This is a genomic window from Streptomyces aurantiaciflavus, assembly GCF_049808595.1.
Lineage (GTDB): Bacteria > Actinomycetota > Actinomycetes > Streptomycetales > Streptomycetaceae > Streptomyces.
Map to the genome: position 1 here is coordinate 68,833 of NZ_JBNCAQ010000015.1, position 19,624 is coordinate 88,456.

Annotated in this window: 19 protein-coding genes and 1 pseudogene; 3 read left to right on the plus strand and 17 right to left on the minus strand. The window is 69.3% G+C overall.

The genetic code is table 11. The features are described 5' to 3' along the window. Window positions 1-99: 99 nt before the first annotated feature. A complete protein-coding gene (locus ACPT94_RS19755) occupies window positions 100-684 on the minus strand; it encodes a hypothetical protein (RefSeq protein WP_360337581.1) in 585 nt (194 codons plus the stop codon). Between the two features lie 152 nt (window positions 685-836). Between ACPT94_RS19755 and ACPT94_RS19760 the strand changes: the two genes are divergently transcribed. From ACPT94_RS19760 to ACPT94_RS19770, 3 genes are all read left to right on the plus strand, one after another. Then, window positions 837-2,042 (plus strand): sensor histidine kinase, encoded by a 1,206-nt coding sequence (locus tag ACPT94_RS19760; RefSeq protein WP_360337578.1) that lies wholly within the window; start codon window positions 837-839, stop codon window positions 2,040-2,042. Then, window positions 2,039-2,680 (plus strand): response regulator, encoded by a 642-nt coding sequence (locus ACPT94_RS19765; protein WP_360337575.1) that lies wholly within the window; start codon window positions 2,039-2,041, stop codon window positions 2,678-2,680. The genes ACPT94_RS19760 and ACPT94_RS19765 overlap by 4 nt, the downstream gene beginning before the upstream one ends. Before the next feature lie 131 nt (window positions 2,681-2,811). Continuing rightward, the gene (locus tag ACPT94_RS19770) at window positions 2,812-4,635 is read left to right on the plus strand and encodes a glycosyl hydrolase family 18 protein (protein WP_425246430.1); all 1,824 of its coding nucleotides are present in this window, start codon (window positions 2,812-2,814) and stop codon (window positions 4,633-4,635) included. A gap of 118 nt (window positions 4,636-4,753) precedes the next feature. Here the strand turns inward: ACPT94_RS19770 and ACPT94_RS19775 are convergent, their stop codons facing one another. From ACPT94_RS19775 to prmC, 16 genes and pseudogenes are all read right to left on the minus strand, one after another. Continuing rightward, complete coding sequence (locus ACPT94_RS19775; RefSeq protein WP_360337569.1) at window positions 4,754-5,200, minus strand: DUF2550 domain-containing protein; 447 nt, start codon at window positions 5,198-5,200, stop codon at window positions 4,754-4,756. A 148-nt stretch (window positions 5,201-5,348) separates the two neighbouring features. Beyond that, a pseudogene (locus ACPT94_RS19780) lies at window positions 5,349-5,720 on the minus strand (F0F1 ATP synthase subunit epsilon); the annotation flags it as partial. Window positions 5,721-5,957: 237 nt separating this feature from the next. Further along, window positions 5,958-7,394 (minus strand): F0F1 ATP synthase subunit beta, encoded by a 1,437-nt coding sequence (atpD, locus tag ACPT94_RS19785; RefSeq protein WP_360337563.1) that lies wholly within the window; start codon window positions 7,392-7,394, stop codon window positions 5,958-5,960. Next, entirely contained in the window at window positions 7,394-8,311 is a 918-nt protein-coding gene (locus ACPT94_RS19790; protein WP_360337560.1) for a F0F1 ATP synthase subunit gamma, read from the minus strand. Before ACPT94_RS19790 ends, atpD begins: the two co-directional genes overlap by 1 nt. A gap of 21 nt (window positions 8,312-8,332) precedes the next feature. After that, on the minus strand, window positions 8,333-9,925 hold the full coding sequence (gene atpA / locus ACPT94_RS19795; protein ID WP_360337557.1) for a F0F1 ATP synthase subunit alpha: 1,593 nt from the start codon (window positions 9,923-9,925) through the stop codon (window positions 8,333-8,335). 119 nt (window positions 9,926-10,044) lie between these two features. Further along, entirely contained in the window at window positions 10,045-10,860 is an 816-nt protein-coding gene (locus tag ACPT94_RS19800; protein WP_360337554.1) for a F0F1 ATP synthase subunit delta, read from the minus strand. Then, window positions 10,857-11,402, minus strand: a complete 546-nt coding sequence (locus ACPT94_RS19805) for a F0F1 ATP synthase subunit B (RefSeq protein ID WP_360337551.1) — start codon at window positions 11,400-11,402, stop codon at window positions 10,857-10,859. Before ACPT94_RS19805 ends, ACPT94_RS19800 begins: the two co-directional genes overlap by 4 nt. A 41-nt stretch (window positions 11,403-11,443) precedes the next feature. After that, entirely contained in the window at window positions 11,444-11,695 is a 252-nt protein-coding gene (locus ACPT94_RS19810) for an ATP synthase subunit c family protein (RefSeq protein ID WP_360337548.1), read from the minus strand. A gap of 72 nt (window positions 11,696-11,767) precedes the next feature. After that, the gene (gene atpB / locus ACPT94_RS19815) at window positions 11,768-12,589 is read right to left on the minus strand and encodes a F0F1 ATP synthase subunit A (protein WP_360337545.1); all 822 of its coding nucleotides are present in this window, start codon (window positions 12,587-12,589) and stop codon (window positions 11,768-11,770) included. Between the two features lie 225 nt (window positions 12,590-12,814). After that, window positions 12,815-13,261: a Cg1360 family ATP-synthase-associated protein gene (locus ACPT94_RS19820; protein ID WP_360337542.1), complete on the minus strand. Its 447-nt coding sequence runs from the start codon at window positions 13,259-13,261 to the stop codon at window positions 12,815-12,817. 389 nt (window positions 13,262-13,650) lie between these two features. After that, window positions 13,651-14,943 carry an MraY family glycosyltransferase gene (locus ACPT94_RS19825; protein ID WP_360337539.1) on the minus strand — a complete coding sequence of 431 codons (1,293 nt, stop codon included), beginning with the start codon at window positions 14,941-14,943 and terminating at the stop codon, window positions 13,651-13,653. Window positions 14,944-15,236: 293 nt separating this feature from the next. Beyond that, on the minus strand, window positions 15,237-15,671 hold the full coding sequence (locus ACPT94_RS19830; protein WP_360337536.1) for a hypothetical protein: 435 nt from the start codon (window positions 15,669-15,671) through the stop codon (window positions 15,237-15,239). A 179-nt stretch (window positions 15,672-15,850) separates the two neighbouring features. Continuing rightward, entirely contained in the window at window positions 15,851-17,083 is a 1,233-nt protein-coding gene (glyA, locus tag ACPT94_RS19835) for a serine hydroxymethyltransferase (RefSeq protein WP_360337533.1), read from the minus strand. 218 nt (window positions 17,084-17,301) lie between these two features. Then, window positions 17,302-17,982 carry an arsenate reductase/protein-tyrosine-phosphatase family protein gene (locus ACPT94_RS19840; protein ID WP_360337530.1) on the minus strand — a complete coding sequence of 227 codons (681 nt, stop codon included), beginning with the start codon at window positions 17,980-17,982 and terminating at the stop codon, window positions 17,302-17,304. Further along, on the minus strand, window positions 17,979-18,626 hold the full coding sequence (locus ACPT94_RS19845) for an L-threonylcarbamoyladenylate synthase (protein ID WP_360337526.1): 648 nt from the start codon (window positions 18,624-18,626) through the stop codon (window positions 17,979-17,981). Before ACPT94_RS19845 ends, ACPT94_RS19840 begins: the two co-directional genes overlap by 4 nt. Before the next feature lie 55 nt (window positions 18,627-18,681). Then, window positions 18,682-19,521, minus strand: coding sequence for a peptide chain release factor N(5)-glutamine methyltransferase (gene prmC, locus ACPT94_RS19850; RefSeq protein WP_360337769.1), 840 nt, complete (start codon window positions 19,519-19,521; stop codon window positions 18,682-18,684). Between the last annotated feature and the right edge of the window lie 103 nt (window positions 19,522-19,624).

Consider the following 19,624-nt stretch of genomic DNA (forward strand, 5'->3'; position numbering starts at 1 on the left):
GTACGACGACAACGTCGTCTCCCTCCCTGTTGAACCCCGGACAAGATCGCCGGGAGGAGGAGTATGCAGGACGTTTGCCGGAATTTGACATTCCGTTAACTAGCGGGAGGCCTGTTCATGGGCTGCTGATTCCTCCGCCCTGTCGGGGGCAGCGGAACCCTTTTTCGGCCAGATCGCATAGGAGAGCGCGATCAGCCCGTGAATACCGGCGGCCCGGAGCGCCGCCCACTGGAAGCTCCGCAGGGAGGAGATGTCGCCGGAGTCACCGACGTACCAGACCGCCGCCTGCAGAAGTCCGCACGCCACGGCCGCCGCCAGGACCGTGCGCAGCCACAGCCGGCCCTCGTGCCGGGCGCGGGCCATGCCGTGCCGCGGGGGCTTCGGCGGGGGCGGGCCGCCGGCCAGGCGGTGGGCGGCGTGGCCGTCGAGCCAGCGGATGGTGTAGTGGCCGTAGGCCACGGTGTAGCCGATGTACAGCGCCGCCAGACCGTGCTCCCAGCCGGGTTCGGCACCGTTCTTCAGGTCCACGGCCGTCGCCACGAACAGGACCAGTTCCAGCACCGGCTCACAGAGCAGCAGCACGACACTCGTACGGCGCCACTTCAGCAGGTAGCGGACGGCCAGGCCCAGCGCCAGCAGCACCCAGAAGCCGACCTCGCAGGCGACGACCAACCAGACGATCACGGTTCGCTCCTCTCGCTCACCGTTCCAGGCTCGCGTCCACGACCGCCGGGTTCGTCGTCGCCGGTGACGAACTCGCGGTACATCGAAAGATGCAGTCGGGGACCGTTCTCCCGGAGCAGGCGGCCGCGGCGCGGGCCGTGTTGGATGGGTACATGGCCGTTCGACTCCCCCGCCCGCACCGCTTCGACGTCGTCGTCGCGGCCGGCGGGCTGCTCGGCGGGCTGCTGCTGTGGGGCATCGGGCTCGGGACCCGGCCCGCCGACGAGCCGATCGTGCTCCTCGACGGCCGCTGGCCGATCCTGGTGCCGCTCACCCTGATGGCGGGCTGCGAGGTGCTGCGCCGGGCCGCCCCGCGCCCGGTCCTGCTGATCGGCACGGTGGCGCTGACCGTGGACACCCTCACCCAGGGCAGCGTGGTCACGCTGCTGATGTTCACCGATCTGATGTACGCGGCCGTCCTGTACGGCCCGCCCGCCTCGGCCCGTCGCATTCCCTGGATCACCGGGCTGCTCACGGTGGCCGGGACACTGGTGCCGTTCGCGGTGTGGCGGGAGCCGCAGGCGCTGCTGATCGGGGTGGTCATCGGCGTCGTGGCGTTCGGGCCCGCGGCCACCGGCTGGATCGTGCGCGACCACCGGGACGCCGCCGTCGCCGCGCGGCTGCGCGCCGAACAGACCGCGCTGCTCGCCGAGATGGACCGCACGCAGGCGGTCGTCGCCGAACGCGCCCGGATGGCCCGGGAGTTGCACGACATGGTCGCCAACCACCTGTCCGCGATCGCGATCCACTCCACGGCCGCGCTCTCCCTCGACGACCCGGACACCTCGAAGGAGGCCCTGTCGGTCATCCGGGAGAACAGCGTGGAGGGGCTGGCCGAGATGCGGCGGCTGATCGGGATCCTGCGGGACGGCAGCGGCGACCACGAGCCGGCCGCCGCCCCCACCCTCGACGGCCTGGCCGCCCTGGTCGAGGGCGCCCGCGCCAACGGCCTCGACGTCACCCTGCGCGCCGACCACGCCGAGGTGCCCGCCCCGGTCGCGCTGGCCGCCTACCGGATCGTCCAGGAGTCCCTCACCAACGCCCTCAAGCACGCCTGCCCCGGCCGTGTCACCGTGCGCCTGGCCATGGGGGCGCCTCCCACGCCCGCAGGGCAGTGGGGGAAGGACGGCTCCCTCACCGTCGAGGTGACCAGCCCCTACGGCGACCGGGACGGCCCGCGCGCCCCCGGCTCGGGCGCCGGACTCGTCGGGATGCGGGAGCGGGCGGCGCTGCTGGGCGGTACGTTCACCGCCGGGCCGGAGGGCGCCCGGTGGACCGTACGCGCCACCCTCCCCGTCCCGGAAGGAGACTCCGCATGATCCGCGTCCTGGTCGCCGAGGACCAGTCCGCCGTCCGCGCCGGACTGGTCCTGATCCTGCGCAGCGCACCCGACATCGAGGTGGCCGGCGAGGCGGCGGACGGTGAGCAGGCGGTGGCCCTCGCCCGGGAACTGCGCCCGGACCTGGTGCTGATGGACGTGCAGATGCCGCGCCTGGACGGGGTGTCGGCGACCCGGAAGGTGGTCGACGAGGGGCTCGCGGACGTCCTCGTGCTGACCACCTTCGACCTCGACGAGTACGTGTTCGGGGCGCTGCGTGCCGGGGCCGCCGGGTTCCTGCTGAAGGACGCCGAGGCCAAGGACCTCCTCGCGGCGGTGCGGACCGTGGCGCGCGGCGAGGGCATCGTCGCCCCGGCCGTCACCCGCCGTCTCATCGCGGAGTTCGCGGCCCGTCCGGTACGGGAGCCGAAGGCCGACCCGGCGGTTCTGGAGTCGCTGACCCGGCGCGAGCGCGAGGTTCTCGCGTGTCTCGGCGAGGGGCTGTCCAACGCGGGGATCGCGGAGCGCCTCGACATGGCGGAGGCGACCGTGAAGACGCACGTCAGCCGTCTCCTCGGCAAGCTGGAGCTGCGCAGCCGCGTACAAGCCGCCGTGCTGGCCCAGGAGTTGGGGATCTAGTACCGGGAAGCAACGCGGAGTCGCCCACTGGTCCAGACCCATTGACCCGTGGTCCAGACCTTTCTATTCTCGCGGCACCGTGGGTGTGAAGGCTCAGTCACGCCCCCCAACTCCCCACAAGGAGGCGCAGGATGCGCTTCAGACACAGAGTTGCGGCAGGCTTCGCGACCCTGTTGCTCCCCCTGGCGGGTCTCGTCGGTCTCGCGAGCTCCGCCCAGGCCGCGACATCGGCGACCGCCACCTACACCAAGCCCCAGGACTGGGGCACCGGCTTCGAGGGCAAGTGGACGGTGAAGAACACCGGCACCACCACCCTCACCTCCTGGACCGTCGAGTGGGACTTCCCCTCCGGCACCGCCGTCACCTCCGCCTGGGACGCCGACGTCACCTCCTCCGGCACCCACTGGACCGCGAAGAACAAGTCCTGGAACGGCACCCTCGCCCCCGGCGCCTCCGTCTCCTTCGGCTTCAACGGCACCGGCTCCGGCTCCCCGTCCAACTGCAGGCTCAACGGCGGCGGCTGCGACGGCACCTCCGTCCCCGGCGACGCGGCCCCCTCCGCCCCGGGCACCCCCACCGCCTCCGACATCACCAACAGCTCGGTGAAGCTGACCTGGAGCGCGGCCACCGACGACAAGGGCGTCAAGAACTACGACGTCCTGCGCGGCGGCGCCAAGGTCGCCACGGTGACGACCACCTCGTACACCGACACCGGCCTGACCGCCGGCACCGACTACTCCTACACCGTCCAGGCCCGTGACACCGCCGACCAGACCGGCCCGGTCAGCGGAGCGCGCGCCGTGCGCACCACGGGCGGCACCACCGAGCCCCCGCCCACCGGCAACAAGGTCAAGCTCGGCTACTTCACCGAGTGGGGCGTCTACGGTCGCAACTACCACGTCAGGAACCTGGTGACCTCGGGCTCCGCGGCGAAGATCACCCACATCAACTACGCGTTCGGCAACGTCAGGAACGGCCAGTGCGTCGTCGACGACACCTACGCCGCCTACGACAAGGCCTACACCGCCGACCAGTCCGTCAGCGGCACCGCCGACACCTGGGACCAGCCGTTGCGCGGCAACTTCAACCAGCTGCGCCAGCTGAAGGCGAAGTACCCGCACATCAAGGTGCTGTACTCCTTCGGCGGCTGGACCTACTCCGGCGGCTTCGCGCAGGCCGCGGCCAACCCGTCCGCCTTCGCCGCCTCCTGCAAGGCGGTCGTCGAGGACCCGCGCTGGGCCGATGTCTTCGACGGCATCGACATCGACTGGGAGTACCCGAACGCCTGCGGTCTGACCTGCGACACCTCCGGCCCGGCAGCCTTCCGGAACCTGATGTCGGCCCTGCGGTCGGCCTTCGGCTCCAACTACCTCGTCACCGCGGCCATCACCGGGGACGGCTCCTCCGGCGGCAAGCTCGACGTGGCCGACTACGGCGGCGCCGCCCAGTACCTCGACTGGTACAACGTGATGACGTACGACTACTTCGGCGCCTTCGACGCGGACGGCCCGACCGCTCCGCACTCGCCGCTGACCTCGTACTCCGGCATCCCGGCCGCCGGCTTCAACTCCGCCGACGCCATCGCGAAGCTGAAGGCCAAGGGCGTCCCCTCCGCCAAGCTCCTGCTCGGCATCGGCTTCTACGGCCGCGGCTGGACCGGCGTCACCCAGTCCGCCCCCGGCGGCACGGCGACCGGCGCGGCACCCGGCACCTACGAGGCGGGCATCGAGGACTACAAGGTCCTGAAGAACACCTGCCCCGCCACCGGCACCGTCGCCGGCACCGCGTACGCCCACTGCGGCACCAACTGGTGGTCGTACGACACCCCGTCGACGATCGCCGGGAAGATGAGCTGGGCCAGGAACCAGGGCCTGGGCGGCGCGTTCTTCTGGGAGTTCAGCGGCGACACCGGCAACGGAGAGCTGGTGAGCGCGATCAACAGCGGGCTGTCGTAGCAGAGCTCACGGGACCGTGAAGTAGCAGAGCTCACGGGACCGTGAAAAAGTCCCCTGGGCCACAATGACGCTCCCCCAGACTTCGTCCGGGGGACCCCCACCCAGCGGGTGAATCCGGCTACGCCACATTCACCCGCTGGCCGGGCGGGGCTGCCTCCAGCCACGCGAGGAAACCGGTGAGCGCGTCTTCGCTCATGGCGAGTTCGAGACGCGTGCCCCGGTGGGTGCAGGCGAGGACCACCGCGTCGGACAGGAGCGCCAGCTCCTCCTCGCCCTCGGGAAGACGGCGGCCGGCCACCTCGATGGAGGCGCGCTCCAGGATGCGGCGCGGGCGGTAGGCGTAGGAGAAGACCCGGTACCACTCGATGCGGTCGCCGTTGTAGCGGGCGACACCGTAGCTCCAGCCCTTGCCGCTGGCGTCCGGTTTCTCGGGGACGTCCCAGCGCAGGGAACAGTCGAAGGTGCCGCCGGAGCGCTGGATGAGTCTGCGGCGCAGGCCGAAGACGAACAGGCCCAGCACCACCAGGGCCACGACGATTCCGCACACAGTCAGAGCGAGGACCATCGACACCGACCTCCTCGTCTCCTAGGTACCTTCAATACAGGTAACGGAACGGAAAAAACATCCATATCTGCCTCAGCCGCGGCCGGCACCGGAAGACTCCCGGTGCCGGCCGCGGCTGAGTGACGTCATACAGCTCCGCGCCCGGGCACCGCGTGGCCCCCGCACGCAGTCGTACGTCCGCGCGGCGCTCGGCGACGGCGTCGCCTTCCGCCTTCGCGCGCTCCAGCTCCCGCTCCGCGCGCTGGACGTCGATCTCGTCGGAGAGCTCGGCGATCTCGGCCAGCAGCGACAGCTTGTTGTCCGCGAACGAGATGAAACCGCCGTGCACCGCGGCGACGACCGTCCCACCATCACTCGTACGGATGGTCACCGGGCCCGACTCCAGCACACCGAGCAGCGGCTGGTGACCGGGCATGACGCCGATGTCGCCGGACGTGGTGCGCGCGACGACCAGGGTGGCCTCGCCGGACCAGACCTCTCGGTCGGCCGCGACCAGCGCGACGTGCAGCTCAGCAGCCAAGGTGGCTCCTCGGGTCACCACCCGGCTTCTCGCGCCGGGTGTTGCGTATAAGTCTAGTAGGGCTCCGAGCACCTGGGCGTCGGGGCCCGGCCCCAGGACTCTGCTGGGGGTGTGGGGCCGCGCGGCGGCAGCCGCACACGACACGGCCCCAGGGGATGCAGCAGTAGGCGTGACAGAGGGGGCGGGACGAACCCGCCCCCTCCGGTGTGAGCACCGGGCTCACGCAGAGCTCAGAGCTCAGGAGACGCCCAGCTCCTTGGCGTTGGCCTTGAGGTCCTCGAGGCCACCGCACATGAAGAACGCCTGCTCCGGGAAGTGGTCGTACTCGCCGTCGCAGATCGCGTTGAAGGCCGCGATCGACTCGTCCAGCGGGACGTCCGACCCGTCGACGCCGGTGAACTGCTTGGCGACGTGGGTGTTCTGGGACAGGAAGCGCTCCACGCGACGGGCACGGTGGACGACGAGCTTGTCCTCCTCGCCGAGCTCGTCGATACCGAGGATCGCGATGATGTCCTGGAGGTCCTTGTACTTCTGCAGGATCGTCTTGACACGCATGGCGGCGTCGTAGTGGTCCTGCGCGATGTAGCGCGGGTCCAGGATGCGGGACGTGGAGTCCAGCGGGTCCACGGCCGGGTAGATGCCCTTCTCGGAGATCGGACGGGAGAGAACCGTCGTCGCGTCGAGGTGGGCGAAGGTGGTGGCCGGGGCCGGGTCGGTCAGGTCGTCCGCGGGGACGTAGATCGCCTGCATCGAGGTGATCGAGTGACCACGGGTCGAGGTGATGCGCTCCTGGAGGAGACCCATCTCGTCGGCCAGGTTCGGCTGGTAACCCACCGCGGAGGGCATACGGCCGAGCAGGGTCGACACCTCGGAGCCCGCCTGGGTGAAGCGGAAGATGTTGTCGATGAAGAACAGCACGTCCTGCTTCTGGACGTCACGGAAGTACTCGGCCATGGTGAGGCCGGCCAGCGCGACGCGCAGACGGGTGCCCGGGGGCTCGTCCATCTGACCGAAGACCAGCGCGGTCTTGTCGATGACGCCCGAGTCCGACATCTCCTCGATGAGGTCGTTGCCCTCACGGGTGCGCTCACCGACACCGGCGAACACGGAGACACCGTCGTGGTTGTTGGCGACGCGGTAGATCATCTCCTGGATGAGCACCGTCTTGCCGACGCCGGCACCGCCGAACAGACCGATCTTGCCGCCCTTGACGTACGGGGTCAGCAGGTCGATGACCTTGACGCCGGTCTCGAACATCTCGGTCTTCGACTCGAGCTCGTCGAAGTTCGGGGCCTTGCGGTGGATGGACCAGCGCTCGCCGTCGTAGGTCTCGTCGACGTTCAGCACCTCACCGAGGGTGTTGAACACCTTGCCCTTGGTGAAGTCGCCGACCGGGACGGTGATGCCCGTGCCGGTGTCGGTGACCGCGGCCTGGCGGACCAGACCGTCGGTGGGCTGCATGGAGATGGTGCGGACCAGGCCGTCACCCAGGTGCTGGGCGACCTCCAGGGTCAGGATCTTCTTCTCGCCGGCGTTCGCCGGGTCGGAGACCTCGACGTGCAGGGCGTTGTAGATCTCCGGCATCGCGTCGACGGGGAACTCCACGTCGACGACCGGGCCGATGACCCGGGCGACGCGGCCCGTGGCCGTCGCGGTCTCAACAGTGGTGGTCATTAGCGGTCACTCCCCGCGGTCGCGTCGGCCAGGGCGCTCGCGCCACCGACGATCTCGCTGATTTCCTGGGTGATTTCGGCCTGGCGGGCCGCGTTGGCAAGCCGGGAGAGGCTCTCGATGAGCTCTCCGGCGTTGTCGGTGGCCGACTTCATCGCGCGCCGCGTGGCGGCGTGCTTCGAGGCCGCCGACTGGAGGAGCGCGTTGTAGACACGGCTCTCCACGTAGCGCGGCAGCAGGGCGTCGAGGACGTCCTCCGCCGAGGGCTCGAAGTCGTACAGCGGGAGGATCTCGCCCGCCGGCTTCGACTCCTTGGCCACCTCGTCGAGGCTGAGCGGCAGCAGACGGTCGTCGAGCGCCGTCTGCGTCATCATCGAGACGAACTCGGTGAAGACGATGTGGATCTCGTCCACGCCGCCCTCGGCCGTTTCCTTCTCGATCGCCTCGATCAGCGGGGCCGCGACCTTCTTGGCGTCCGCGTACGTCGGCTCGTCGGTGAAGCCCGTCCACGACTCCGCGATCTTGCGCTCACGGAAGTTGTAGTGGGCGACACCGCGCCGGCCGACGATGTACGTGTCGACCTGCTTGCCCTCGGCCTCGAGGCGCGCCGTCAGCTGCTCCGCGGCCTTGATGGCGTTGGAGTTGAAGGCACCGGCCAGACCGCGGTCGCTCGTCAGGAGCAGCACCGCGGACCGCGTGACCGTCTCGGCCTGCGTGGTCAGCGGGTGCTTGGTGTTGGAACCGGTACCGACCGCCGTGACCGCGCGGGTGAGCTCGGTCGCGTACGGCGTGGAGGCCGCCACCTTGCGCTGCGCCTTGACGACGCGCGAGGCGGCGATCATCTCCATCGCCTTCGTGATCTTCTTGGTCGCGGTGACGGATCGGATGCGACGCTTGTAGACCCGGAGCTGGGCTCCCATGAGTCAGGTCCCTTCCTTACGTCACTTGGAGACGTTGACGGGCGCTTCTTCGCCGAGCAGCTTGCCGTCCGAGGTCTCGAACTGCTTCTTGAACTCCGCGACGGCGTCGTCGATCGCCTGGATGGTGTCGTCCGACATCTTCGCGCCCTCCTTGATGGAGGTCATGAGGCCCTGCTCCTTGCGGTGCAGGTACTCCAGGAGCTCCTTCTCGAAGCGGCGGATGTCGGCGACCGGAACCTCGTCCATCTTGCCGTTGGTGCCGGCCCAGATGGAGACGACCTGGTCCTCGGTGGCCATCGGCTGGTACTGCGCCTGCTTCAGCAGCTCGACCATGCGCGAACCACGCTCCAGCTGCGCCTTCGACGCGGCGTCCAGGTCGGAACCGAAGGCGGCGAACGCCTCCAGCTCACGGAACTGGGCGAGGTCGACGCGCAGACGGCCGGAGACCTGGCGCATCGCCTTGTGCTGCGCGGAACCACCGACTCGGGAGACGGAGATACCGACGTTCAGCGCGGGACGCTGACCGGCGTTGAACAGGTCCGACTCCAGGAAGCACTGGCCGTCGGTGATGGAGATGACGTTGGTCGGGATGAACGCCGAGACGTCGTTGGCCTTGGTCTCGACGATCGGCAGACCGGTCATCGAGCCGGCACCCATGTCGTCGGAGAGCTTCGCGCAGCGCTCCAGCAGACGGGAGTGCAGGTAGAAGACGTCACCGGGGTAGGCCTCGCGGCCCGGCGGGCGGCGCAGCAGCAGCGACACGGCGCGGTAGGCGTCGGCCTGCTTCGACAGGTCGTCGAAGATGATCAGGACGTGCTTGCCCTCGTACATCCACTGCTGACCGATGGCCGAACCGGTGTACGGCGCCAGGTACTTGAAGCCGGCCGGGTCGGACGCCGGGGCGGCGACGATGGTCGTGTACTCCAGCGCGCCGTTCTCCTCCAGCGCGCGGCGGACCGACGCGATGGTCGAGCCCTTCTGGCCGATGGCGACGTAGATGCAGCGGACCTGCTTCTTGGGGTCGCCCGAGCGCCAGTTGTCGCGCTGGTTGATGATCGTGTCGACGGCCAGGGCGGTCTTGCCGGTCTGGCGGTCACCGATGATCAGCTGACGCTGACCACGGCCGATCGGGGTCATCGCGTCGACGGCCTTGTAGCCGGTCTCCATCGGCTCGTGCACCGACTTGCGCTGCATGACCGTGGGGGCCTGCAGCTCGAGGGCGCGGCGGCCGGACGTCTCGATCTCACCGAGGCCGTCGATCGGGTTGCCGAGCGGGTCGACGACGCGGCCGAGGTAGCCCTCGCCCACCGCGACGGAGAGGACCTCACCGGTACGGGTGACCGGCTGACCCTCCTCGATGCCGCTGAACTCACCGAGGACGATGGCACCGATCTCGCGCTCCTCGAGGTTGAGGGCGAGGCCGAGGGTGCCGTCCTCGAACTTCAGCAGTTCGTTGGCCATGGCCGAGGGCAGGCCCTCGACCTTCGCGATGCCGTCGCCGGCAAGGGTGACCGTACCGACCTCCTCGCGCGAGGCCGCGTCCGGCTTGTACGACTGGACGAAGTTCTCCAGCGCGTCCCGGATCTCCTCCGGCCGGATCGTGAGCTCCGCCATCTGGGTTCCCTGCTCTCCTTGTTGGGCCCGAAGTTTCTTTGGGGGTCTGGGGGCGACCCCCAGGAATCCTCTGCACGGCCCAACCAGGGCCGTAAGCACTACTGCGTGTTCAGTTGCTGCTAGCTCGCCATGCGGCGGGCGGCGTCCTCGATGCGGTCCGCGAGGGAGCCGTTGATCACCTCGTCGCCGACCTGCACCCGGATCCCGCCGAGGACCTCGGGGTCCACGTCGAGGTTGAGGTGCATCTGACGGCCGTAGAGCTTCGCCAGGGCGGCGCCCAGACGCTGCTTCTGCCCGTCGGTCAGCGGCACCGCGGACGTGACGACGGCCACGACGCGGTCCCGGCGGTCGGCGGCGAGCTTGGACAGGGACTCGAGTCCCGTCTCCAGGCTACGTCCCCGCGGCGCGGTCACAAGGCGCGTCACCAGACGCTCGGTGGCCGCGTCGGCCCGGCCGCCGAGCAGGCTGCGCAGCAGCTCGCCCTTGGCCGAGACGGTGGCCTTCCGGTTCGTCAGTGCGGCGCGCAGCTCGGTGTTCGAGGAGACGATCCGCCCGAAGCGGAACAGCTCGTCCTCGACGTCGTCCAGCGTGCCGGCCTGCTGCGCGGCGGTGAGGTCGGCGATGGTGGCCAACTCCTCCAGCGCGTCCACCAGGTCGCGGGACTGCGACCAGCGGGAGCGCACCATGCCGGCCACCAGGTCGGCGGTGGTGCCGCTGATCTGGCCGCCGAGCAGGCGCTGGGCCAGCCCGGCCTTGGCCTCACCGGCCTGCGCCGGGTCGGTGAGGACCCGACGCAGCGACACCTCGCGGTCGAGCAGCGCGGTGACGGCCGCCAGCTCGGCGGCGAGCTGCGTCGCGTCCACGGACGTGGAGTCCGTCAGCGCGTCGAGACGCTCGCGTGCGGCTGCCAGGGCCTCGCGGCTCGCTCCGATCATCGCGCGGCCTCGGCCTTCTCCTCGAGCTCGTCGAGGAAGCGGTCGATGACGCGGCTCTGCCGGGCGTGGTCCTCGAGGGACTCACCGACGAGCTTGCCGGCCAGTTCGGTGGCGAGCTTGCCGACGTCCTGACGCAGCGCGGACGAGGCGGCCTTGCGGTCGGCCTCGATCTGGGCGTGACCGGCGGCGACGATCTCCTCACGCTGCCGCTGGCCTTCCGCGCGCATCTCGGCGATGAGCGCGGCGCCCTGCTCCTGAGCCTCCTGGCGCAGGCGCGCGGCCTCGTGGCGGGCCTCGGCGAGCTGAGCCTTGTACTGCTCGAGAACGCTCTGTGCCTCGGTCTGAGCGGCCTCCGCCTTCTCGATACCGCCCTCGATGGCCTCGCGACGCTCTTCCAGAACCTTGTTGATGTTCGGGAGGAGCTTCTTGGCAAGGAAGCCGAAGACGATGACGAAGGCGATCAGGCCGATCACGAGCTCCGGAATCGGCGGGATGAGGGGGTTTTCGGCCTCCTCAGCCGCCATCAGAACCAGGGGGCTCATATCAGTGCCTTTCGTCGAAAGGGGCAGTCCGACGGATCAGGTCAGGAGGTCGGGTAAACGAACGGCATGACCAGACCGATCAGGGCGAGCGCCTCACAGAAGGCGAAGCCGAGGATCTGGTTGGCACGGATCAGGCCGGCCGCCTCGGGCTGGCGGGCGAGCGCCTGGGTGCCGTTACCGAAGATGATGCCGACGCCGACGCCCGGGCCGATCGCGGCGAGACCGTAACCGATCGAGCCGAGGTTGCCCTTGATTTCGGTGGCGGCGAGGGTGGCCTGCGAGAGAGCGGACATGCCGGTTATTCCTTCTCTTTCAATGACCGGTGGGGGTTGGCCACCGGATGTCTGGATGGGGGTCGGGCTGGCTCAGTGGTGCTCGGCGAGCGCGCCCTGGATGAAGCTGCAGGTCAGCAGGACGAAGACGTACGCCTGCACCGCCTGGATGAAGAGCTCGAAGGCCGTCATCACGATGACCATCACGAACGAGACGGCGGAGTAGGCGATACCGATGCCGTTCAGCATGTACCAGCTGGCGATCGTGAAGAGCAGCAGGAGGGTGTGACCGGCGAACATGTTCGCGAAGAGTCGGACGGCGTGGGTGAAGGGCCGCACGAGGAGGTTCGAGAACAGCTCGATCGTCATCGACAGCGGCAGGACCCCGCCGAGGGACTTGTCGTAGCCGGTGAAGTTCTTCCAGGCGCCGACGAAGCCCTGGCGCTTGAACGTCAGCGAGACCCACAGGATGTAGACGATGCCGGCGAGGACCGCGGGGTACGAGATGATCGCGGTGACCGGGAACTGGGCGACCGGGATGATCGACCAGAGGTTCATCATCCACACGAAGAAGAAGAGCGAGACGACGAGCGGGACGTACTTCTCGCCTTCCTTCTTGCCGATGGTCTCGTAGACCACACCGCGCCGGATGAAGTCGTAGCCGGCCTCGGCGACCATCTGGAGCTTGCCGGGAACCACCTTCGGGCGGGCGAAGGCGGCCCAGAAGAAACCGACGATGATGATCGAGCCGAGCAGCGCCAGCAGCATCGTCTTGTTGAAGTACGAGTTGCCGTCCGCGTCGCCGAAGATCGGCTCGAACAGGAACGAGTGCAGGCCCGGAGCCGGGAAGCCACAACCGTCGAACAGGTGGCAGTCGGTCTCGAAGGCGAGCACCTGCGTCGGGTCAGCACTCACCGCGGGCTCCTTCGTCGTGGCGCATAGGTACGGCAACCTCGTTGTGTCGGCGCGGCGTACGGCCGCGTTTCGGCACGGGACTGGTGTTACGGATGTGGGGGCGGCGTGGGGGCATCTCGCCTCGCGCGTGAGCAGGCGTCAGCTCGGATGCCCGCGCCAGCGATGCCGCAGTTGGCACCGGACGATAGCAGGATCTCTCAGGCGTCTTTATCCCGGCCCTACCCCTCACGACGAGTGCCCCGTCTTTTCGGGCTTGTCGCCCGCAGAGGAGGCAGTCGAGTCGGGTTCGACGTAAAGGACCTTGGCCTTCATGTGGGCGCGCGTCTGCGCGGCGATCCAGGCGAGGGTGCCGGCGACGAGCGAGATCGCGAAGGCCCGGGGATTGAACAGCGTGGTGTTCTTGAAGGCGGCCATGAAGATGAACAGCAGCAGGATCTGCGCCGCGTAGAGCATCAGGCCCATGGCCTGGAAGAGCTGCGGAAGCGATTTGGCGGTGCGCTGCAGGACGTAGAGGCCGAGCCCCATGAAGAGGATGACCACCACCGTCGCGACGACGGCTCCGATCGCTCCCTTGCCACCGGCGACCACACCGCTGACGACGGCGGCAATCACGCCGACGGCAGCCGTGGGCACGGCGGCCTGGGCCAGGATCCGGACGTCGTTGGACGGCATGGCGGCAACTCCGCTTTCAAAGGGGGGCAGGGTGTCGTCATGGACGAGCGTAGTCCCGGTCCGAGGGGAGTGAGGACCTCCCACCCATGGACCGTCGCACTACGGTCCTTCGGCTCTATCCCGGGTTCTCGTGAACCGTATCACAAACTATTTGATGAGGTCTTTACCTGATGGGTGTGCTTGCTGTCACACATGAGAGTGACAGTGCGCGTCTGTGCAGAAACAGCGCCGACTTGTCTGGTATTGGGCGCTTTGAGGCCCTGTGACTTCCCCACGACTTGGCAATGCTCTCGTCAGATTCTTACCTTGCCCCTTGCGCGGACGACGCCCCCTTACCCGGGCGACGCCCCTCGCGGAGGCGAGTCCCCTTGCGGAGACGACGTCACGCCTCAGCGCCCGGCGCGTGCGGGCCGCTGCTCCGTCTCCCGTGCCCGGCCGCCGATCGCCGTCGCGCCGTTCAGGGAAGGCGTCCACTCGGGAACCGTCTCCACGGGCACCGGGGGGACGGTGACCCGGCGGCGCCGGTACCGGGGCGGCACGAAGCGCTCCGCCCAGCGCGGGGCCCGCGGTGTGAAGCGGGGCAGCAGGAGCAGCCCCAGGCCGACCGCGCTGAGGCCGACGATGCCGAGCAGGACCCACATGGACGCCGAGTGCACGGAGTAGGTGAGCATGCCGAACGCGATGAGCGCCGACCAGAAGTACATGATCAGGACGGCCCGGCTGTGCGAATGCCCGATCTCCAGCAGGCGGTGGTGCAGATGGCCCCGGTCGGCGGCGAACGGCGACTGACCGCGCCAGGTGCGGCGCACGATCGCGAGCACCAGGTCGGCGATCGGAATGGCGATGATCGTGAAGGGCATCAACAGCGGGATGAAGACGGGGAGCATCGCGTGTGTGGCGTTCCGCGCACCGCCGAGACCTTCGTTGAGCGCCTCGACGTCCAGTTGCCCGGTGATGGAAACCGCGCTGGCGGCGAGAACGAACCCGATCAGCATCGAGCCCGAGTCGCCCATGAAGATGCGGGCCGGGTGGATGTTGTGCGGAAGGAATCCGAGGCACATTCCCATGAGCAGGGCGCCGAAAAGCGTGGCCGGCGCCGCCGCGTCCGCTCCGTATCCGTACCAGAGGCGATAGGCGTAGAGGAAGAACGCCGCTGAGGCGATGCACACCATGCCCGCGGCCAGGCCGTCCAGACCGTCCACGAAATTGACGGCGTTGATGGTGATGACGACGAGCGCCACGGTGAGCAGGGTCCCCTGCCACTGCGTCAGCGACACCGTTCCGACACCCGGAATGGGCAGCCAGAGAATCGTCAGGCCCTGCAGAACCATGGCGCCCGCGGCAATCATCTGGCCGCCGAGTTTGATCAGGGCATCGATCTCGAACTTGTCGTCGAGCACACCGATGAGCCAGATCAGAGCCGCGCCGGAAATCAGCGCACGGGGTTCGTTGGACCGCTCGAAAACAAAGCTCAGATTGGGGAGGTGATCCGCCACGACGAGGCCGGCGCACAGTCCGAGGAACATGGCGATACCGCCGAGTCTCGGCGTGGGTTCCCGATGCACGTCACGGGCGCGGATCGCCGGCATGGCCCCGGCCACGATCGCGAACTTCCGCACCGGTCCGGTCAGCAGGTATGTCACCGCAGCTGTGACACAGAGCGTCAGCAGGTAATCACGCACGGCTTCCCCACGAGTGTCGCTGGCATCTCAGCGCCACACCCTGGCCCACGTGCCTGCCGGTACGGCATCAGGAGGTGGCGTGCAACGAGGCTACACGCCACCGGCGGACCGCATGCCTCGCTCTGGTCGTCACCAGTAACTGCTCACCAGATTTTCGGACGGTATGCGCACCCCTGCGCCGCGATACGTCGTTGGGGAAGGAGGGGACCGCCAGGGCGTTCCGGTCGAAGGCGGAACGCAAGGTACCCGCCACGGCCTCGGGCGCGTGACGGGTACCCCACATCGGCTGAACGCTAGGCGATGGCTTTTCCGCGGCCGCAGTACTTGGGCGTCCCGTCGGCACCGTCCTTGAGGCAGGCGGTGATTTCGATGGTCTTCCCCTCCGGAATGTTGGGGAGCACCAGGTGCTTGCAGCCGTTACCGGCGCCGTCCGCGTCTTCCACGGTCTTCGCCTGGAAGTGGTCCCCCACCGGATAGGTGGCCACGGCCCACACCCTCAGGCCGTCGGCCTGCTTGTCGCACGCCCCGAGCGTCTCCCGGTCGTGAAGGCTCTCGTCGACCCAGAACTTGCTGTCTCCCCACACGATGGCCGTGCCACCGATGGCCCCGCCGTCGGTCGTCTTGACGGAGACGGTCGTGCTGGCCGAGGCCGGACCGATCTGGAGCGCGAATGCGGCGGCCGCGATGGACGCGACAAAACCACTACGAATAAGAATTCTGCTGGTCATGCAGACAATCCCCCATGAACAAAACCCTTACGGGTCTTTCGCCAATTGCAGTGCAGAGGCTAACAAGTTGCGAGTCGCACCTGCAACTTCAAAAGACCCGACCCCCTTTGAGCCTGACCCCCTTTTCACCCCATTCACCCGAACCGATCGAACCGGGAATCAATGGGACTGAAAAGGAATCAATACGGCGGAAATGACGCCGTCAGTTCCTGCACCTCCCGGCGGGACTCCGCACCGCCGACCTCGTCCCGCAGCACGCCCGCCATCAGCTTGGCGATGTGTGCCATCTCCTCCTCCCCCATGCCCTGCGTGGTCACCGCGGCCGTGCCCAGGCGCAGACCACGCGCGTCGGCGTGCGGCAGAGCGCAGCAGTCCAGCACCATTCCGGCGGCCGCGAGCCGTCCGCGCGCGGTGCGCCCGTCGACACCGAGCGGCGCCGGGTCGGCGGTGATGAGGTGGGTGTCGGTCCCGCCGGTGGTGACGGCGAACCCCTCGGCCTCCATCCGGTCGGCGAGCATCCTCGCGTTGGCGACCACCTGATGGGCGTACCCGGCGAACGCCGGTGTCGCCGCCTCCCCGAACGCGACCGCCTTCGCGGCGATGGTGTGCATCTGCGCACCGCCCTGGGTGAAGGGAAAGACGGCCCGGTCGACCCGCTCGGCGAGTTCCGCACCGCACAGGATCATCCCGCCCCGCGGCCCCCGCAGCACCTTGTGCGTGGTCGCGCAGACGACGTCGGCGTACGGCACCGGCGAGGGCGCGGCTCCGCCGGCGACGAGGCCGATGGGGTGGGCGGCGTCGGCGATGAGATACGCGCCGACCTCGTCGGCCACGGCCCGGAAGTAGGCGTAGTCGATGTGCCGGGGGTAGGCGATGGACCCGCACACGATCGCCTTGGGCCGATGGCTGCGGGCCAGCGTCCGCACCTGCTCGTAGTCGATGAGCCCGGTCTCGGCGTCCACCCCGTAGGGGACGAAGTCGAACCAGCGGCCGGAGAAGTTGACGGGCGAGCCGTGCGTGAGATGGCCGCCGTAGGGCAGGCCGAGGGCGAGGACGGTGTCACCGGGCCGCAGCAGCGCCGCGTACGCGGCCAGCACGGCCGACGACCCCGAATGCGCCTGCACATTGGCGTGTTCGGCCCGGAACAGCGCCTTGGCGCGCCCCACGGCGAGACGCTCGGCGACATCGACGATCTCGCAGCCGCCGTGATGACGAGCCCCCGGATACCCCTCCGCGTACTTGTTGGCGAGCGGGGAGCCGAGCGCGGCCAGCACCGCCGGCGAGGTGAAGTTCTCAGCGGCGATCAGCTGCAAGGTCGACGCCTGCCGCTCCCTCTCCCCCAGCAGAACCTCGGCGAGCTCAGGATCCTGCCGCTGCAGGACATCGGCCTCGATGGCGTGGCTGACCGGCATGGTGGGCTCCGGGGCGTCGACGGTGACGTAGGTCCAATGTAGGCCGGGGACGGATGAGACGCGCGATCGACCCGAACCCGATCCTCGGGCCCGCCCCGGAACCCCCGTCCACGCCGACCCGACCCCCGACGCGCCCCTCGCACCCACTCGGCCCGGCAGGCCTTCGGGCACGGGCCGCCGCGATGGACTCCGACCGCGGGCTCGGCCGGTCCCCCACCTCAAGCCCGCGCGGGGACCCCCGTCAACGCCGTCACCACAGGGTCGAGCGCCTGATGTATCTCGTCCCCGATCGACCGGAAGAACGTCAGCGGAGCCCCGTACGGGTCGTACACCTCGTCCGCCTCCACCGTGGGCGCCAGCAGCCACCCGCGTAGAGCGGCCGCCGCGCGGACCAGGGCGCGAGCGCGCTGCACCACGCCGTCCTCCAGTGGGGGAAGCGTCGCGGGGTCGATGGCGTTGACGAGGCGGGTGAACTCCTTGAGGGTGAAGGTGCGCAGGCCCGCCGAGTGGCCCATGGAGATGACCTGGGCGCGGTGGTCACGGGTGGCCGTCAGCACCAGGTCGGCCCGGATGACGTGCTCGTCGAGCAGCTCACGCCCGGTGAAGCCGGAGGCGTCCGCGCCGAACTCGGCCAGCACGGCCTCCGCGTTGGCCTCCATGGGCGCGCCCTCGTGGCCCCAGGTGCCCGCGCTCTCCACGATCAGCCCGCCGCCCAGCACCCCGAGTCGCTGCGACACGAAATGCCGGGTCAGCCGCTCGGTGATCGGCGAGCGGCAGACGTTGCCGGTGCTGACGTGGAGGATGCGGAAGGTGTCGCGCGGAAGCCCGACGAAGGTCGTCGTGATCTCCGCAGCGCGTTCCCCGTTGCCTATGCCACGCCCCGCGTCAGGGGCTGTCAATTCGCCACCTCGAGGTCGGGTACGACCTTTCGCAGCTCGTCCGCGGAGATCGCGCCCGCGCGCAGCAGCAGCGGCACCTCACGGCTGACGTCGACGATCGAGGAAGGGACGTTGCCGGGGGTCGGGCCGCCGTCGAGGTAGACGGAGACGGAGTCGCCGAGCATCTCCTGGGCGGAGTCGCAGTTCTCCGGCGCCGGGTGTCCCGTCAGGTTGGCGGAGGAGACCGCCATCGGGCCGACCTCCGTCAGCAGCTCGATGGCGACCGGGTGCAGCGGCATGCGCACGGCGACCGTGCCCCGGGTGTCGCCGAGGTCCCACTGCAGGGACGGCTGGTGCTTGGCGACGAGCGTGAGCGCGCCCGGCCAGAAGGCGTCGACCAGCTCCCAGGCCAGCTCGGAGAAGTCCGTGACGAGGCCGTGCAGGGTGTTCGGGGAGCCGATGAGGACAGGGGTGGGCATGTTGCGGCCCCGGCCCTTGGCCTCGAGCAGGTCGCCGACGGCCTCCTTGGAAAAGGCGTCGGCGCCGATGCCGTACACCGTGTCCGTGGGGAGGACCACCAGCTCGCCGCGTCGGACGGCGGACGCGGCCTCACGCAGACCCGTCACGCGGTCGGTCGCGTCATTGGTGTCGTATCGCCGAGCCATGTCTAGCGGTCCTCCTCGTGCACGTACTGCTGGGGGTCGGAAGTCGGGGCGGCGCTCACGGCAGTGCCTTGCGGGCCGTCGCGAAGCGCGGGCGGTTGTTGAGGTCGGGGTGGTCGGCCGCGTCGGCCCAGCCCCGCTCCTCGGTGAAGATCCACGGCACCTGGCCGCCCTGGGTGTCGGCGTGCTCGATCACGACGACGCCGCCGGGGCGCAGGAGCCGGTGTGCGGTCCGTTCCAGGCCCCGGATGAGGTCCAGGCCGTCCTCGCCGGAGAACAGGGCCAGGTCGGGGTCGTAGTCCCGGGCCTCGGGGGCGACGTACTCCCACTCGGTGAGCGGGATGTACGGCGGGTTGGAGATGACCAGGTCGACCTGGCCGTCGAGGTCCGGGAAGGCGGTCAGCGCGTTGCCCTGACGCAGGTCGACCCTGGACCCCTCCATGTTCTTACGCGTCCACACCAGGGCGTCCTCGGACAGCTCCACGGCGTGCACGCGGGAGCGCGGGACCTCCTGGGCGAGGGCGAGCGCGATGGCGCCGGAGCCGGTGCACAGGTCGACGATGCAGGGCTCGACGACGTCCATGGCGCGCACGGCGTCTATGGCCCACCCGACCACGGACTCGGTCTCGGGCCGCGGGACGAAGACGCCGGGGCCGACCTGCAGCTCCAGGTAGCGGAAGTAGGCCCGCCCGGTGATGTGCTGCAGCGGCTCGCGCTGCTCGCGCCGGGCGATGACCTCCCAGTACCGGGCGTCGAAGTCGGAGTCCTTCACGGAGTGCAGTGCGCCGCGCTTCACGCCGTGCACGAACGCGGCGAGCTCCTCCGCGTCGTTGCGCGGCGAGGGCACGCCGGCGTCGGCCAGCCGCTGGGTGGCCTGAGCTACCTCAGCGAGCAGCAGGCTGCGAGGGCTCGAGGGTCGCCCCCCAAAGGATTGCTGCACGCATGTCCTCCGTGTCGTACTCGTCCGTGCGTACTGCCTCTTACGCCGCTGGTCCGTGCGT